This is a genomic window from Mucilaginibacter sp., from assembly GCF_039925265.1.
GTDB lineage: Bacteria > Bacteroidota > Bacteroidia > Sphingobacteriales > Sphingobacteriaceae > Mucilaginibacter.
The window spans coordinates 16,638-31,184 of sequence record NZ_JBDSZG010000023.1 but is presented as its reverse complement, the minus strand read 5'-3'; the positions used below and the strand labels follow the sequence as shown (position 1 = coordinate 31,184).

The 14,547-nt window shown below is 45.1% G+C and carries 15 protein-coding genes and 1 tRNA gene; 9 read left to right on the top strand and 7 right to left on the bottom strand.

The genetic code is table 11. From position 1 onward, the window contains the following. Nucleotides 1–446 precede the first annotated feature (446 nt). Complete coding sequence (locus ABIX36_RS11425; protein WP_348082292.1) at nucleotides 447–1,562, top strand: glycosyltransferase family 1 protein; 1,116 nt, start codon at nucleotides 447–449, stop codon at nucleotides 1,560–1,562. 108 nt (nucleotides 1,563–1,670) lie between these two features. Then, nucleotides 1,671–2,522, top strand: a complete 852-nt coding sequence (locus ABIX36_RS11420; RefSeq protein WP_348082291.1) for an FkbM family methyltransferase — start codon at nucleotides 1,671–1,673, stop codon at nucleotides 2,520–2,522. A 90-nt stretch (nucleotides 2,523–2,612) separates the two neighbouring features. On the opposite strand, the gene ABIX36_RS11415 is transcribed toward ABIX36_RS11420, so the two are convergent. The 5 genes from ABIX36_RS11415 to ABIX36_RS11395 all read right to left on the bottom strand — a co-directional run bounded on the left by ABIX36_RS11415 (nucleotide 2,613) and on the right by ABIX36_RS11395 (nucleotide 5,740). Next, nucleotides 2,613–2,963 carry a hypothetical protein gene (locus tag ABIX36_RS11415; protein WP_348082290.1) on the bottom strand — a complete coding sequence of 117 codons (351 nt, stop codon included), beginning with the start codon at nucleotides 2,961–2,963 and terminating at the stop codon, nucleotides 2,613–2,615. Between the two features lie 311 nt (nucleotides 2,964–3,274). Beyond that, nucleotides 3,275–4,273, bottom strand: a complete 999-nt coding sequence (gene obgE / locus ABIX36_RS11410) for a GTPase ObgE (protein WP_348082289.1) — start codon at nucleotides 4,271–4,273, stop codon at nucleotides 3,275–3,277. Nucleotides 4,274–4,472: 199 nt separating this feature from the next. Next, on the bottom strand, nucleotides 4,473–5,045 hold the full coding sequence (locus ABIX36_RS11405) for an adenylate kinase (RefSeq protein WP_348082288.1): 573 nt from the start codon (nucleotides 5,043–5,045) through the stop codon (nucleotides 4,473–4,475). 55 nt (nucleotides 5,046–5,100) lie between these two features. Continuing rightward, nucleotides 5,101–5,174 (bottom strand) — tRNA-Arg (locus ABIX36_RS11400). A 104-nt stretch (nucleotides 5,175–5,278) separates the two neighbouring features. Next, complete coding sequence (locus ABIX36_RS11395) at nucleotides 5,279–5,740, bottom strand: redoxin domain-containing protein (RefSeq protein WP_348082287.1); 462 nt, start codon at nucleotides 5,738–5,740, stop codon at nucleotides 5,279–5,281. 151 nt (nucleotides 5,741–5,891) lie between these two features. On the opposite strand from ABIX36_RS11395, the gene ABIX36_RS11390 reads away from it, so the two are divergent. Genes ABIX36_RS11390 through ABIX36_RS11365 form a run of 6 tightly spaced genes read left to right on the top strand, consistent with a single transcriptional unit; the run spans nucleotide 5,892 to nucleotide 10,040 of the window. Continuing rightward, nucleotides 5,892–6,731: an ABC transporter ATP-binding protein gene (locus ABIX36_RS11390; protein ID WP_348082286.1), complete on the top strand. Its 840-nt coding sequence runs from the start codon at nucleotides 5,892–5,894 to the stop codon at nucleotides 6,729–6,731. A gap of 11 nt (nucleotides 6,732–6,742) precedes the next feature. Next, nucleotides 6,743–7,540 carry a hypothetical protein gene (locus tag ABIX36_RS11385; protein WP_348082285.1) on the top strand — a complete coding sequence of 266 codons (798 nt, stop codon included), beginning with the start codon at nucleotides 6,743–6,745 and terminating at the stop codon, nucleotides 7,538–7,540. 1 nt (nucleotide 7,541) lies between these two features. Beyond that, nucleotides 7,542–7,931 (top strand): GntR family transcriptional regulator, encoded by a 390-nt coding sequence (locus tag ABIX36_RS11380; RefSeq protein WP_348082284.1) that lies wholly within the window; start codon nucleotides 7,542–7,544, stop codon nucleotides 7,929–7,931. Further along, nucleotides 7,921–8,649, top strand: coding sequence for a hypothetical protein (locus tag ABIX36_RS11375; protein ID WP_348082283.1), 729 nt, complete (start codon nucleotides 7,921–7,923; stop codon nucleotides 8,647–8,649). The genes ABIX36_RS11380 and ABIX36_RS11375 overlap by 11 nt, the downstream gene beginning before the upstream one ends. A gap of 16 nt (nucleotides 8,650–8,665) precedes the next feature. Next, complete coding sequence (locus tag ABIX36_RS11370) at nucleotides 8,666–9,055, top strand: VOC family protein (RefSeq protein ID WP_348082282.1); 390 nt, start codon at nucleotides 8,666–8,668, stop codon at nucleotides 9,053–9,055. Between the two features lies 1 nt (nucleotide 9,056). After that, complete coding sequence (locus ABIX36_RS11365) at nucleotides 9,057–10,040, top strand: NAD(P)H-quinone oxidoreductase (protein ID WP_348082281.1); 984 nt, start codon at nucleotides 9,057–9,059, stop codon at nucleotides 10,038–10,040. Between the two features lie 90 nt (nucleotides 10,041–10,130). Here the strand turns inward: ABIX36_RS11365 and ABIX36_RS11360 are convergent, their stop codons facing one another. Together ABIX36_RS11360 and ABIX36_RS11355 are read right to left on the bottom strand one after the other, a co-directional pair. Further along, on the bottom strand, nucleotides 10,131–11,465 hold the full coding sequence (locus ABIX36_RS11360) for an SGNH/GDSL hydrolase family protein (protein WP_348082280.1): 1,335 nt from the start codon (nucleotides 11,463–11,465) through the stop codon (nucleotides 10,131–10,133). An 18-nt stretch (nucleotides 11,466–11,483) separates the two neighbouring features. Beyond that, nucleotides 11,484–12,704: an outer membrane protein transport protein gene (locus ABIX36_RS11355; protein ID WP_348082279.1), complete on the bottom strand. Its 1,221-nt coding sequence runs from the start codon at nucleotides 12,702–12,704 to the stop codon at nucleotides 11,484–11,486. 206 nt (nucleotides 12,705–12,910) lie between these two features. On the opposite strand from ABIX36_RS11355, the gene atpD reads away from it, so the two are divergent. Continuing rightward, the gene (gene atpD / locus ABIX36_RS11350; RefSeq protein ID WP_348082278.1) at nucleotides 12,911–14,416 is read left to right on the top strand and encodes a F0F1 ATP synthase subunit beta; all 1,506 of its coding nucleotides are present in this window, start codon (nucleotides 12,911–12,913) and stop codon (nucleotides 14,414–14,416) included. Nucleotides 14,417–14,547 lie beyond the last annotated feature (131 nt).

The following is a 14,547-nucleotide window of genomic DNA, read 5'->3' as shown; positions in this document are numbered from 1 at the left end:
GCAAAGAGGGTTTTTTTATCTGCTTTGCAGATGGAACTTGATGATCATTAGATAACATTGCCCGGCTATATTTACTCACCAGGTCTTCACTTCGTTCGACCACCCTCTCTGCTGCGCAAAGAGGGGTTTTTTTATCTGCAAAGCAGATGGGAAACGAGGAGTAAGGGAAAAACCTGATAATCCCTAAATACCACTGCCCTGCTATTTACTCACCCGGTCTTCACTTCGTTCGACCACCCTCTCTGCTGCGCAAAGAGGGGTTTGATTTTTTCATCTGCAAAGAGATAAAAACGCAGAACGGGCAATTTTCTTCACCCTCTTTGCGCAGCAGAGAGGGTCGGCCAGCGCAGCGTAGCCGGGGTGAGTCAAAATACCCACCCTGCAATAAAGCTTAACAATCTTAAAACCCCCGTTTATGAAATAATTTTATATTTGTAGCTATAACCATGCGTATACTATTCGACCACCAGATATTCAGGAAACAAAATTTTGGTGGTATATCAAAATATTTTACAGAATTAATGAAGGGCGTTCAGCAGGATGCGGATTACCGCGTCCTACCTAAAAAATTCTACTCTAAAAATGTGCACCTTTCCGAAAACAAACTTACCAGCTTCAATAACTTCAACCGTATAAAGAAGTTCCCCGGTAAGGCGCGGCTGGAAAAGGTTATACAAAAGGAAGAAGAGCTAAGGGCGATAAACCTGCTTAAAAGCGGCCGGTTTGATGTATTTCAGCCTACTTATTACGACCCATATTTTTTAAAGCACCTGCCCAAAAACAAACCCTTTGTGCTTACGGTGTATGATATGATACACGAAAATTATTTTGATAAGGTAATTGAAACAGTAAGCGGCGATAGCCTTTGGAAAGCCGAACTGATACCGCGCGCCGACCATATTATAGCGATATCACATCATACCAAAAAAGAAATACTGTACCATTTCCCGGATATCGACGAGAAGAAAGTATCGGTTATTCACCTGGCTACCACTATTTACAACACGGTTAACAGCAAACGTGCTGATGTGCCCGAAAAATATATACTGTTTGTGGGGGTGCGTAAGTTTTACAAAAACTTTCAGTGGCTTGTTGAAACGTTAAATGATTACTTAAAAACAAATAACATAACCCTGCTTTGCGCGGGCAGCGGCGATTTTGATGCTTACGAGCGTAAGTTTTTAGACAGGCTGAATGTACACAGCCATGTAAAATACGTGCCCATAGGCAGTGACGCCGAAATGGCCGGCTTATATCAAAATGCTTTATGCTTTGTTTTTCCATCCTTAGAAGAAGGCTTTGGCATTCCCGTTTTAGAAGGCTTTATCAATAAATGCCCGGTAGTGCTGGCCAACAGCAGTTGTTTCCCCGAAGTTGGCGGCGACGCGGCCCTGTATTTTGAACCAGGAAACCGTGAAGACCTTATTGAAAAGGTGGCATTGGCCAGTCACGATGAGGATGTACGGCAAGAATTGATACAAAAAGGCACCGAACGTGTTAAGATCTTCAACTGGGAATCAACCGTTCAAAAGCACCTGGAAGTGTACCAGTTGTTTAAATAATCCCCTAAATACGCTATTCTTATTGCCGGTATGGCTGCATTGTATTTGCAATTTATTTTTGCATTTTGCAGCACCATATTATATTAAGCCTTTAGCGTCACAAAAAAAATGAGATTCAGTAGCTTCCTTAACATACTATCCCCAAAACAGAAAGCCTCGTTTTTGGTGGGTGCCGTACTGGAAAAAACAAAAACTAAGTTAGCGGGCTACGAGGGTTTAAGGATATATAAAAACTTGCTGATAGAAATAGAAAAAAAAGGTTTTGAACTGAAATTTAACAGTAACGAACTTATATTGAGCAAGGCCGGACAGGAAATATCGCTACGGAAAAACAGCAGCGATATGGATGTGTTTAAACAGGTATTTTTACGCGACGAATACCTGCCGCTGATGGATAGCGCCCTGGCCAATAAAGTAAGTGTGACTACCATAATTGATGCCGGCAGTAATGTGGGGCTTACCTCGATAAAATTTTTGGAACGCTTTACCAACGCCCGTGTTATTTGCCTTGAACCCGACCCCGGTAATTTTAAGCAACTGCAATTTAACCTTAAAAATTACAGCAACCGTACTACTTTACTACACATGGCATTATGGCACCGCGAAGAGAGCCTTTACCTTAACGCCGGTTTCAGGGATGGTAAGGAGTGGGCGCGGAGCGTTGACACCAAAGAGCAGGGCGAACCGGTGCAAGGCTCATCCATGAGTACCATAATGCAGCAGCATGGCCTAACCGCTATAGATATTTTAAAAATTGATATTGAAGGCAGCGAAGCAGCCATATTTAAAGAAGGGAACGACCTCTCGTTTCTCGACGTAACCAGAGTTATAGCCCTGGAGATACACGACGAGTTCAATTGCCGCGAAACCATCTATGATATACTGCGCAAAAAAGGCTTTGTGATTTTTAATGCCGTGGAGTTGACTATGGGGGTGAATAGGAATTTGGTAGGTAGGTGAGTTTTCCCCTGCACATCATTGCGAGCGTAGCAATTTCTTTAGGACCGGTTCTGTGCGTTCAGTTTTCGTTAGGTTAGGAAGTGTGGTTTATCAAAGCCAGTGTACTTTCTTTTTTTCCGCTAAAAAGAAAGTACCAAAGAAAAAACTCCCGGCTGCGCCTGACCCTGTTAAAGTTATTGCTGAGGCAAGGCCGGTGCTACCCGTGCCAGCCGATGCCGGTTTTGAGGTGTACTTTGGTTCGTCAGGCTCTTTTATTCCCCTTTTGTCATGTTGAGGAACGAAGCATCTATCGGCGAATAGATTCTTAGCTTGCCCAGAACGCAAGTTTTTTTCTTTCCTTCCTTCTTCCGTCTGCTGACCAGCTTCGGGCGAAATCTGACAAAACAATGGTGGGTTGTGCGGCTGCAGGGCATAGGGATTTTTTGCTGACGGGCGGGCCATGTGCGATGCGATTAGCGGGGCAAATTTATCCCAGCCCAGGTTTTGCCTGATTTGCAGGGTAAAGGCATTGTGCGGCAAAGAAGCCTTTCAGCAGACTTGATTTTTTGTTACTTTTTTATCAAGAAAAAAGTAATGGGCCTCTGCGGCCAAGAGCAGACTGACGTTTAATTATAGCACAATCTAAGCAACAGCACAAAACCTATCCTAAAGAGATTGCCACGCTATCGCTCGCAATGACGCGCGGGTAGGATAGAGGACTTTAAGAAAAAGTATTAACTCCCTCTCCTTTGGAGAGGGCCGGGGTGAGGCTCCTACTTATTTATCGCCGTCCACAACAAATCCTTCAGCTCTACAATATTTTTTTGCGCTACAGATGAGATGAATATATAAGGTATGCCTGCCGGTATTTCCTTTTTCATTTCGTTGGTCAGTTCCTCATCCAGCATGTCCGATTTGGTTACAGCCAGTACGCGGGGTTTGTGTATAAGTTCGGGATTATATTCTTCCAGTTCGTTAAGCAGGATGCTGTATTCTTCGGCTATGGTGCGGGCGGTATCTGCCGGTACCATAAATAGCAGCACCGAGTTACGCTCGATATGGCGCAGGAACCTGATGCCTAAGCCTTTGCCTTTTGACGCACCTTCTATAATGCCCGGAATATCGGCCATTACAAATGATTTATTGTCGCGATAGGATACGATGCCCAAGTTAGGCACAAGGGTAGTGAACGCGTAATCGGCAATTTCGGGCTTGGCGGCAGATACTACCGATAGCAGGGTTGATTTACCCGCATTAGGAAAACCTACCAAACCCACATCGGCCAGTAGCTTTAGTTCGAGTACGTTCCATACTTCCTGGCCCGCCTCGCCGGGCTGCGCAAAGCGCGGGGTTTGCTGTATGGCGTTTTTAAAATGCCAATTGCCCAAGCCGCCACGGCCGCCGTCGGTTAATATGCGGGTTTCGCCGTCTGTAGTTATCTCAAATAATATCTCGCCTGTTTCGGCATCTTTGGCTATGGTGCCAAGGGGCACTTCTAATATCTCGTCGCGTCCGGTTTTGCCTGTTTTCAGGGTAGTGCCGCCCGGCTCGCCGTCGCCGGCAATTACGTGCTTGCGGAATTTAAGGTGCAGCAGTGTCCATAACTGTGCGTTGCCCACTACAATAACATGCCCGCCGCGACCGCCATCGCCGCCATCAGGGCCGCCTTTGGCGGTTAGCTTGTCCCGGTGTAAATGCGAAGAACCCGCCCCGCCGTGGCCCGACCGGCAGCATATCTTCACATAATCAACAAAATTTGAACCCTGGGACATAGTGGATGTTATTTAGATGGCGAAATTAAGAATTTAGTTGGGAAGTCCGAAAGTCGGAAAGTCGGGAAGTCCGGAAGTCCGTAAGTCGAAACTATTTCTCCGGCTTACGGACTTCCTTAATAAAATAAAAAGTCCGAAAGACAGGAAGAAAATCTTCTCCGGCTTTCGGACTTTCCGTCTTCCCGACTTTCGGACTTCCTCAATAAGAATCTACAACCTTAGTTATCGACTCAAATATTTCAGGTATCGACCCTATACCATTTATAGCTGTAAATTTATTCTGCTCCAGGTAGTAACCGGCAACAGGGGCGGTTTTATCGTTATATTCTTTAATGCGTTTACGGATGATCTCGGGGTTGGCATCATCCGGGCGGCCCGAATCCTTGCCGCGTAATAATAAACGTTGTTCCAGTTCTTCGTCGTTTACTTGCAAGGCTATCATGCCGGATATAGCCGAACTTTTGCTTTCCAGCAGCGAATCAAGCGCTTCCGCCTGTGCCACTGTGCGCGGGAAACCGTCGAAAATAAAGCCTTTAGCTTCTTTGTTGGCATCCAGTTTATTGCTTATCATGCCTATTACAACGGCATCGGGCACTAAAAGGCCTTCATCCATCAGTTTTTTTGCTTCTAAACCAAGCGTAGTACCCTGGGTAATTTCACCGCGCAACAGATCGCCTGTTGAAAGGTGGATAAGCCCGTATTTTTCTATAAGATTTTGAGATTGAGTGCCTTTACCCGCGCCCGGAGGGCCGAACAGTACTAAGTTTAGCATGCTGATAAAATTTAAATAGCCTTTCAGTTATTACGACGGAAAGGCTATAGTGAAGTGAACTTGAAGGGAGTCGAACCCCTAACCTTCTCATCCGTAGTGAGATGCTCTATCCAATTGAGCTACAAATGCGTTTCCGATAACCGGCGCTGTACATCAGAAACAGATATAAGCCCCCTTTTTAACGGACTGCAAAAATAGAATTCTTTTGCCTTAGCTGCAAACTTTTTTTTAAATTACTTTACTTTTTCTGCAATGGCTTCAAAATCGGGCAGGTCGCCGGCGTTTTCAAGCACCTCGGCGTAAATGATATTTTGCTCTTCATCTATCACAAAAGCAGCACGTTTAGATACACCTTTCATCCCGAAGGCAAAAGTTTCATATAAAGCACCATAAGCTTCAGATACATCTTTATTAAAATCTGACAGGAGCGGAAACTGGTAAGCATTCTCCTCTTTAAACTTAGCAAGGGTGAATGGCGAATCTACAGATACGCCAAGGATCTGCGCGTTCAGCCCGTCGTAATAGCCAAAGCTATCGCGCATGGTACAAAGCTGCGTGGTGCATACGCCGGTAAACGCTAAAGGAAAAAAATGCAACACTACCTTTTTGCCTTTAAAATCGGCAAGGGAAACATCTTTGAGTTCGGATGAGGTAAGTGTAAACTGAGGAGCCGGTTGGCCTGGTTGTAATGGCATAATGTTTTGTTTTATGCAAATAAATGGCTTTTAGCCGGAAGTTCTGCACCCTTTAATTTGAAGAGCTATTTTTTTACAAAAAAAATCAAAAAAGCTTGGAGTTGTCAAATATCTATCTACATTTGTAGTGTACTACTTAACTAATACACTAATGATACAATTTAACAACTTGTCCTTTGGTTATTCGCCCAAAAAGCTGCTCTACAAAAATCTTACGTTAGAAATTCAAAGCGGTAGCATTTACGGGCTGCTTGGGAAAAACGGCGCGGGCAAATCTACCCTGTTAAAAAACATGGTGGGTACGTTGTTCCCGGTGGAAGGAAGCGTAATTGTTAATGGCATGGTGCCAAAAACCCGTAAACCATCCTTCTTGCAAACCATTTATTACATTGCGGAAGATGTGTACGTGCCGGCGCTCACCATTAAACAATATAAAAACCTGTTTGCCCCCTTCTACCCGCTTTTTGATAGCGACAATTTTTACAGATACCTCACCGAGCTGGAAATAAGCGTTGATGGCAAACTGAATAAATTATCATTCGGGCAGCAAAAAAAGTTTGTGATAGCGTTTGCGCTGGCCTGCAATACCAGGGTGCTGCTGATGGACGAACCTACCAACGGGTTAGATATCCCTTCCAAATCGCAGTTCAGGAAACTAATCGCCTCGGTAATGAACGAAGACAGGATCATCTTTATCTCCACCCACCAGATTCGCGACCTGGAGAACATGATAGATAACGTGATCATTGTAGACGATGGCAAACTGCTGCTGCATGCTTCCGTGGCTGATATTGCCGATAAAGTTTGCTTTAAAACCGTATCAGAAATACCGCCGGGAGTGAAAGTGCTGTATTCTGAAAAAATGCTCCGCGGTACCGCCGTAGTAATGGAAAACACTGACGGCGACGACTCGGGCCTAAACCTGGAGCAACTGTTTAATGGCGTTACCGAAAACCCGGCGATGGCCAAACAAATATTTTCAACCAACTAACTTAATTACCCATGAACGATACTTTTAGCCTCAGCAGGTTTGGGCTTTTATTAAAGAAAACCATACTGGAACGTGCTATGCAAATAATTGGCGCATTTGCCGCCGTGCTGGCGTTCACCTTTTTACTTTATACACTTATCCTTTACGCTTTAGATTGGGGACCGGCGCAAAATCTGGCCTTCATTTGGGGCTTTATCGGTGGCGGCGTTGTGCTATCGTCGGTAGTGTTCAGCTACTTTACCACCAACGCGGGTGGGGCCTCATACCTTACTTTGCCTGCCTCCGCCCTGGAAAAATGGCTTTGTGGTGTATTAATATCCGGGCCACTGTTCTGCCTTGTTTTTCTAAGCTTTTTCAGGCTGATGGATTACAGTTTTGTAACCGCCTACCATAACGGGCTCGACCGCAGCAGCCCGCTCTATCGCAGCTTATACGACCATGTTTACCTATACGTGTTCGAAGATAATAATGTAGTTGTTAAGGCAACGGTGTTATATACTAATTTTGTGGGGGCTATGATGGTGGGCTCGCTGTACTTTAACCGGGTTGCCCTGGTAAAGGTAGCGCTGGTGGTATGCGGGATGCTGGCCGCCATTTATTTTTTAAACCTGGGTATTGTTAGCCTATTATTTTCTAATGTAGACATTGCGTTCCCGTACTTTACGGTGCTGATAAAAGTAGATTCGGAAGTTGGGAACATTGAGTTGCCGCATTATGCGTATGATATTACCAACAATTTTTTGCAGTATGTGCTGCCTGGTGTTTTATGGATAACCGCATACGTAAGGTTGAGAGAAAAAGAAATTTAGAATGGAGTTTAGAGAAAAGCAAGCAATTTATTTACAGATAGCAGAATACGTTTGCGAGCAGATATTGCTTAAACAGTGGCCACTGGAAGCAAAGATCCTGAGTATACGCGATCTTGCCGTGATGATGCAGGTTAACCCCAACACCGTGCAGCGCGCCTACGATTTTTTGCAGCAGCGCGAGATCATTACCAATAAACGGGGTGTGGGCTACTTTGTAGAGGGCGATGCCATGGCCAGGGTAATTGCCTTTAGAAAAGAGCAGTTTTTAGAGAACGAGCTGCCGGTATTTTTACGAAGCATGTATTTGCTGGACATCCCGGTGGAAGAAATTGAAATGCGTTACCAGAAATTTATCGACGAAACTTTTAAAGAGAAAAAACATGAAGACTAAAATAAGCACAGTAATACTCACCGCATTATTTGCCATAATGCTGTTAGGCGTGGTGGTATCTGACCTGGCGTTTAAAAACGTGTACGACAAGGTTGATAAAAGCGACCTCTACTGGAACTACAACAAGGTACTGGAGCAGCCATTTAAACACCTCAAACTCGATGGCGGTAACATCACGCAGATCGTTTTCGAGCAGAACAAGAGCGCATCTGTGCGGGTGCTCAATTACTGGGACGCCTATAAAAAAGATGTTACTTTTAAAGCCTATGTAAAAAACGACACCCTGCACCTCACATTCCCCAATAAATACAAAAACCAGGGCGAAAAAAACTGGATGCAAAACCGGGTGTTGGTGCGCCTTTTTGCGCCGCAGCTATTATCTATTGAGGCTAACAACACCAACTTTGAACTACAAAAGCTAAGGCAGGCAAACATCAGCGTTAATGTAAAAGGCAAATCGAGGCTGGAAGTGGAGAGTTATAACAACAGTTTTGATACGCTTAAGGTGGCCCAGGCAGATTCGAGCCAGGTACTTTTCGAAATGGCACCCGAGTTAAAAGGCTCAAAAAACATGCACTTCGGCTATGTTTCGGCAACCCTTAACGATTATACCATATTGGACATTGGCCACGGTTTTGCCGAAAAAGCAAGCCTTAATATTGCCGATAGCTCGGCGGTTATTTTATCCGGAAAATCACTTAGGGCGATGCATCAATAATTTAAAAAATCCTGAAATGGCACAAAGAATTGGACAGATAGCTTTGCTTGTTAAAGATTACGCCGAAGCCATCGACTTTTATTGCCAAAAACTGGGCTTCGTTTTAATAGAAGACACTATTTTAACCGACACCAAAAGATGGGTATTGGTGGCGCCACCTAATTCGGATTTCAGGTTATTACTGGCCCGAGCTGTTGACGAAAAACAGCTGAGCCGTGTAGGAAACCAAACCGGCGGCAGGGTGTTTTTATTTTTGTACACCAACAACTTTTGGCACGATTATCACTTGTTTTTAAAAAGTGGAGTAGTGTTTATTCGCGATCCGTTTGAAGAGAATTACGGCACCGTAGCAGTATTTGAGGACCTGTATGGCAACCTATGGGATCTGATAGAAGAACGAAAATAACATGAAAGCCATCATTATTACCCAACCCGGCGGCCCGGAAGTATTACAACTTGCAGAACGCCCCACACCCGGCTATAGCGCTACCGAGGTACTGGTAAAAGTAATGGCGGCAGGCATCAACCGGCCGGATGTTTTCCAGCGCAAGGGCAACTATTCCCCACCCGAGGGCGCGCCGAAAGATATCCCAGGGCTGGAGCTTGCCGGCGTGGTGGCAGAAGTTGGTGCCGATGTTACCCGTTGGAAGGTTGGCGATAAAGTTTGCGCGTTGGTAATCGGCGGTGCCTATGCGGAATATTGTGTAGCGCCCGAAGGGCAATGCCTCCGCGTACCGGAGGGCTTAAGCTTTGCGGAAGCAGCATCTCTCCCCGAAACCTTTTTTACTGTTTGGGGCAATGTGTTCGACCGCGCCCAACTGCAGCCCGGCGAGAGCTTGTTGGTACATGGCGGCAGCAGTGGTATTGGTGTTACGGCCATACAAATGGCAAAGGCTCTGGGCAGTACCGTTTACGTTACAGCAGGCAGCACCGAGAAATGCAAATTCTGCGAAGAGCTGGGGGCCGATAAAGCCATCAACTACAACAAAGAGGATTTCGGTAGCGTTATTAATAACCTTACGGATGGAAAGGGTGTTAATGTGATATTAGATATGATTGGCGGCGATTATACGCCGGTAAATATCAAAAGCCTGGCTAACGATGGCCGCCTGGTAATGATAAACGCTGTAAAAGGCAATAAGGTAGAAATCAACTTATCCGAAGTAATGCGCAAACGGGTGGTAATCACCGGTTCGATGCTGCGGGCAAGGGATGTGGCCTTTAAAAGCGCCATCGCCCAAAAACTGGAAGAACATATCTGGCCCCTATTTGCATCCGCGCAAATAAAACCTATCATTTATAAAACCTTCCCCGCCAGCGAAGCTGCCAAAGCACACGAGCTAATGGAAAGCAGCGAGCATATGGGGAAGATAGTTTTAAGTTTTGAGTAATGAGTTGTGCGTTTTAAGTAAAAAGCCTTGAGTTGTAAGTTGAAGATCAACTCATAACTCAAGGCTCAGAACTCAGAACTTAAAACTCAACTAAGGAAACTTCACCCCGTTATAAGCTGATACACTTGCTTTAGGGATATTTGACCCATATTGCGAGTTGATGGCTTTTATAAATTCATTAGCCACAATAGCGTAGCCCCGCGGCGTTAGGTGGATACCATCCAGCGAAAATACGCCACCGCTGATATAGTTAGAGCTCAGGCTTACACCATCTATCACCATACCGTTAGCCTTTAAATTATTAAGGAAGGTATACGCATCAAACAATGCCAAACCTTTACTGTCGGCTGCGGCTTTAATGGTGGTATTGTAGGCATTCACATAATCCTTGGTTAAAACAACTTCGTTGGCATCCAGCACATATTGGTTCTCAATTGGAGCGTATGGTGTTAAACCGTAAGGCACGGTACCTACACCCGGCACGGTTACCGGCTGGCCAATTTTACTGGTAGGGAAAGTTAATACAACCAAATCGGCTGCTGTTGCTGCTCGTGCGGCATAGGTTGTGGTAGCAATATCTGCAGTGCTGCGTGCATTTATATACAATGCTGTAACCGTAGGAGCATTTTTTTGTACGCCTGCCAGGATAGCACCAACCGTAACCGTAGTAAAGTAAGGCACAGCGGTAACGTCTGGGATAGTTGCAACGGCACCTTTTTGTCCAGCTGCAGTTAGTTTCGATATCGACAGGTTGTATAAAGCTGTAAATGTTGCCTTATCCGTAAGTACATCGCCTGCCCCACCTGTAGATGCGTAAAGCAAAGCATCGTTATTGCCCAGCCAGTTGGTAAAGAAGGTGAAAGGCTTGGCGGTAGCAAAATCTATATATGTAGTAGAATTTGTACCTGCATTGCCCGGCAGCATCCTCTCAAAATAGCCGTTCAGGTTACCGTAAGGGGCATAGGCTATTTGCTGTATTTTAACGCCCGGCACACCATAGTTGTTTATTTCGCCGGTGTACTTGGTGTATAAAACCACCGTACCGAAGCCCGGTATAGCAGCTGTACCCCTAACGGCAAGGTTGGTAGTTACCGGCGCGGTAATAGGCGAGCCTGTGGCAGTAAAGCCAGTTAACTTGATGTAACCCGAACCGTTAGACTGATCTGCATTGAATAATGGCTGCGTAAATGTGCCGCCGCCAACCATCGCCATTTGCTTGGCAATAATGCTTGGGTAAGAGTTTAATTGCCCTTCCAGATATAAACCACCATCGGCATAGCCGGCGGTTAATGAGTTACCCACAGCTATGTACCGCGAAAAATCGGCAGAACCCTGCGTAGAGGCCGGGGTTTCAATAGTAGGTTTACAGGATGCTAATAATAACAGCCCGGCAGATATGTATATGTAATTTTTTATCGATTTCATGTGCTTAAATACTAAATATTACCAATGATAAGAAAGTGAAACGCCGGGGATATACACGTTACTTTTGAAAGTACCCGAGAGCTGCGATTCGATATTGGTTTGGGTACGGGTAAACAGGTGCTCAAACTCAAAAGACAGGTCTATATCTAAGCGTTTGGCCAGTTTATAACCCACGCCACCGGTAAAATAGTACCGGTTAGCATCAGGCACTTCCGGGGTTACATAGCCATCCTTCACTGGCGTAGTAGCATAACCGCCGCCAAAACGCAAGGCTAATTTATCGTTGTATTTATATTCAGCACCGGTACGCAAAGCGAAAGCATTCTCGTAGTTACGTGGTGAGTAGGTATCGGCCAATGCCGAGGTGTTGGTAGCGTAATCAAATTCAAGCGCTTTAAAGCTGCTCCAGCCAACAAAGTTAGCGTCGAAACCAACGGTCCATTTTTTGGTTGGATAAAAGCCAAGGCCCAATGAGAATGTTCCAGGCAAGGGGATGCCCGAGTTAAAGGTATTTGGCTGCGGGAAGTTTGCCTGTACCGATGATGGCACAGTAAATATCGCATCGCCATTTTTTAGTTTGGTGTTCACCTTCGAGCGGTAATCCAGCCCTGCCGTAAAAGATTTGGTCTTCAGGAAGATCCCTGCGTTCCAGCCATAGCCTTTGCCTGTGCCTTCCAGTTTTGCCTGGCCGGGGTTCCCGTTAGCATCTGCCAAAGGTATCGCCCTTCTCAAGTCCACGCTGGCATGGTTATAAACAAAACCTGCACCGATGCTTAAGGCACTGGTTAACTTATAGCTCAATGTTGGCTGGATAAAGATCGCTTTCAGGTCCAGGCTTTGGACTGAGTATTTGCCCGCCCAGGTGCTACCCCAGTCGGTAAGGCCGCCAAATGGCGTATAAACGCCTAAACCAAACTTCCAGTTAGCCGATTTTGGCCCCCAAACTGCATAAGCCTGTATAGGCGTTGCTACGCGGTTTTTGGTGAAATACTTGTCATTAGTGCCCGATGGGTTGAAGCCGGATTTAAACCACAACGGGCTTATTCCGGCAGACACGGAGTTTTCTGGCAATAGAGCAACAGCACCGGGGTTAAAGAAAACGGATGCGCCATCCTGCAGCAGGCCGGTGCCGGTATGGCCCATGCCAATTTGTTTTTGGCCGCCAAGATTTACCTGAAAACCCTGTGCAAAGGCAATAGCAGGTGATAGCCACAATAGTAGCAGTAAAAGTTTTTTCATTAATCAGAAATTACGTAACAGAAAAATTGGTTTATAATTGGGCGTCAAACTTAAGGAAATACTATTAATAAAAACATCAAAAATTTCTTACCATAACTATTTAAATATTTGGCAATAAACCTTAACTTTGCGCCTCTGAAATAGTACCGTTGTATAATAGAAGGTATCCATTTCATTTTAAATTCTTTAAAAACACCAGGTAATATATGCCAAACATTGGAAAAATATCAAGGATCATCGGTCCGGTAGTTGACGTAAGTTTCGCTAATGATGCACATCTTCCTAAGATTTATGATGCGCTTGAGATCACTAAAGACAACGGACAGAAAATTATTTTAGAAGTTCAGCAACACTTAGGCGAAGACCGTGTGCGCGCAATCGCCATGGACTCTACCGACGGTTTACTGCGCGGAATGAATGTTTTAGATACCGAAGCTGCTATTAAAATGCCGGTTGGCGATGCTATTAAAGGCCGCGTATTTAACGTAGTTGGCGATGCTATCGACGGTATCCCAAATCTTGATAAAACCAATGGACGCCCTATCCACAACACGCCTCCGCGTTTTGAGGATCTGTCTACCGAAACTGAGGCCCTGTTTACAGGTATCAAAGTTATCGACTTATTAGAGCCTTATGTAAAAGGTGGTAAGATCGGTTTGTTTGGTGGCGCCGGTGTAGGTAAAACCGTATTAATCCAGGAACTGATCAACAACATCGCGAAAGCTTATGCAGGTTTATCTGTATTTGCGGGTGTAGGTGAGCGTACCCGTGAAGGTAACGACTTACTGCGCGAGATGCTTGAATCGGGCATTATAAAATATGGCGATGCATTTATGCACTCCATGGAAGCAGGCGGATGGGATCTGACCAAGATCGATCCTGAAGCTTTAAAAGAATCAAAAGCAACCTTCGTATTCGGCCAGATGAACGAGCCTCCCGGTGCACGTGCACGTGTGGCGTTATCAGGTCTTACCCTTGCAGAGTACTTCCGCGATGGTGACGAAGAAGGTAAAGGCCGCGATATCCTTTTCTTTATCGATAATATTTTCCGCTTTACCCAGGCAGGTTCTGAGGTATCGGCATTATTAGGCCGTATGCCATCTGCGGTAGGTTACCAACCAACACTGGCAACAGAGATGGGTACCATGCAGGAGCGTATCACTTCAACAAAACGTGGTTCAATTACATCTGTACAGGCCGTTTACGTACCTGCGGATGATTTAACTGACCCTGCACCGGCAACAACATTTGCCCACTTAGATGCTACAACCGTACTTTCGCGTAAAATTGCCGAGCTTGGTATTTACCCTGCGGTGGATCCGTTGGATTCTACCTCACGTATCCTTAGCGCAGCTATCTTAGGTGATGAGCATTACAATACCGCTCAACGCGTTAAAGAAACTTTACAGCGTTACAAAGAATTGCAGGATATCATCGCCATCTTAGGTATGGACGAGCTCTCTGAAGAAGATAAATTAACCGTGTCTCGTGCACGCCGTGTTCAGCGTTTCCTTTCTCAGCCATTCTTTGTGGCAGAGCAGTTCACCGGTTTAAAAGGTGTATTGGTTGATATTAAAGATACCATCAAAGGCTTTAACATGATCATGGATGGCGCGGTAGATGAATACCCTGAGGCAGCATTTAACCTTGTGGGCAGCATTGAAGACGCTATTGAAAAAGGCAAGAAATTATTAGCAGAGGCTAATAATTAAGATATGAGATTTGAGATATTAGATTTGAGAAAAAACTAAATCTAATATCTCATTTTAGAAATGAACATAGAGATATTAAGGTTGATTTGTGAGCTTGTCTCATATCTCACATCTCATATCTAACATCTAAA

Excerpts from the sequence above, each read along its gene's own strand:
- ABIX36_RS11395 (WP_348082287.1), bottom strand. The coding sequence starts at position 5,740 with ATGCCATTACAACCAGGCCAACCGGCTCCTCAGTTTACACTTACCTCA.
- ABIX36_RS11405 (WP_348082288.1), bottom strand. The coding sequence starts at position 5,045 with ATGCTAAACTTAGTACTGTTCGGCCCTCCGGGCGCGGGTAAAGGCACT.
- ABIX36_RS11425 (WP_348082292.1), top strand. The coding sequence starts at position 447 with ATGCGTATACTATTCGACCACCAGATATTCAGGAAACAAAATTTTGGT.
- ABIX36_RS11390 (WP_348082286.1), top strand. The coding sequence starts at position 5,892 with ATGATACAATTTAACAACTTGTCCTTTGGTTATTCGCCCAAAAAGCTG.
- ABIX36_RS11420 (WP_348082291.1), top strand. The coding sequence starts at position 1,671 with ATGAGATTCAGTAGCTTCCTTAACATACTATCCCCAAAACAGAAAGCC.
- ABIX36_RS11415 (WP_348082290.1), bottom strand. The coding sequence starts at position 2,963 with ATGGCCCGCCCGTCAGCAAAAAATCCCTATGCCCTGCAGCCGCACAAC.
- ABIX36_RS11380 (WP_348082284.1), top strand. The coding sequence starts at position 7,542 with ATGGAGTTTAGAGAAAAGCAAGCAATTTATTTACAGATAGCAGAATAC.
- ABIX36_RS11365 (WP_348082281.1), top strand. The coding sequence starts at position 9,057 with ATGAAAGCCATCATTATTACCCAACCCGGCGGCCCGGAAGTATTACAA.
- ABIX36_RS11355 (WP_348082279.1), bottom strand. The coding sequence starts at position 12,704 with ATGAAAAAACTTTTACTGCTACTATTGTGGCTATCACCTGCTATTGCC.
- atpD (WP_348082278.1), top strand. The coding sequence starts at position 12,911 with ATGCCAAACATTGGAAAAATATCAAGGATCATCGGTCCGGTAGTTGAC.
- ABIX36_RS11360 (WP_348082280.1), bottom strand. The coding sequence starts at position 11,465 with ATGAAATCGATAAAAAATTACATATACATATCTGCCGGGCTGTTATTA.
- ABIX36_RS11385 (WP_348082285.1), top strand. The coding sequence starts at position 6,743 with ATGAACGATACTTTTAGCCTCAGCAGGTTTGGGCTTTTATTAAAGAAA.
- ABIX36_RS11370 (WP_348082282.1), top strand. The coding sequence starts at position 8,666 with ATGGCACAAAGAATTGGACAGATAGCTTTGCTTGTTAAAGATTACGCC.
- ABIX36_RS11375 (WP_348082283.1), top strand. The coding sequence starts at position 7,921 with ATGAAGACTAAAATAAGCACAGTAATACTCACCGCATTATTTGCCATA.
- obgE (WP_348082289.1), bottom strand. The coding sequence starts at position 4,273 with ATGTCCCAGGGTTCAAATTTTGTTGATTATGTGAAGATATGCTGCCGG.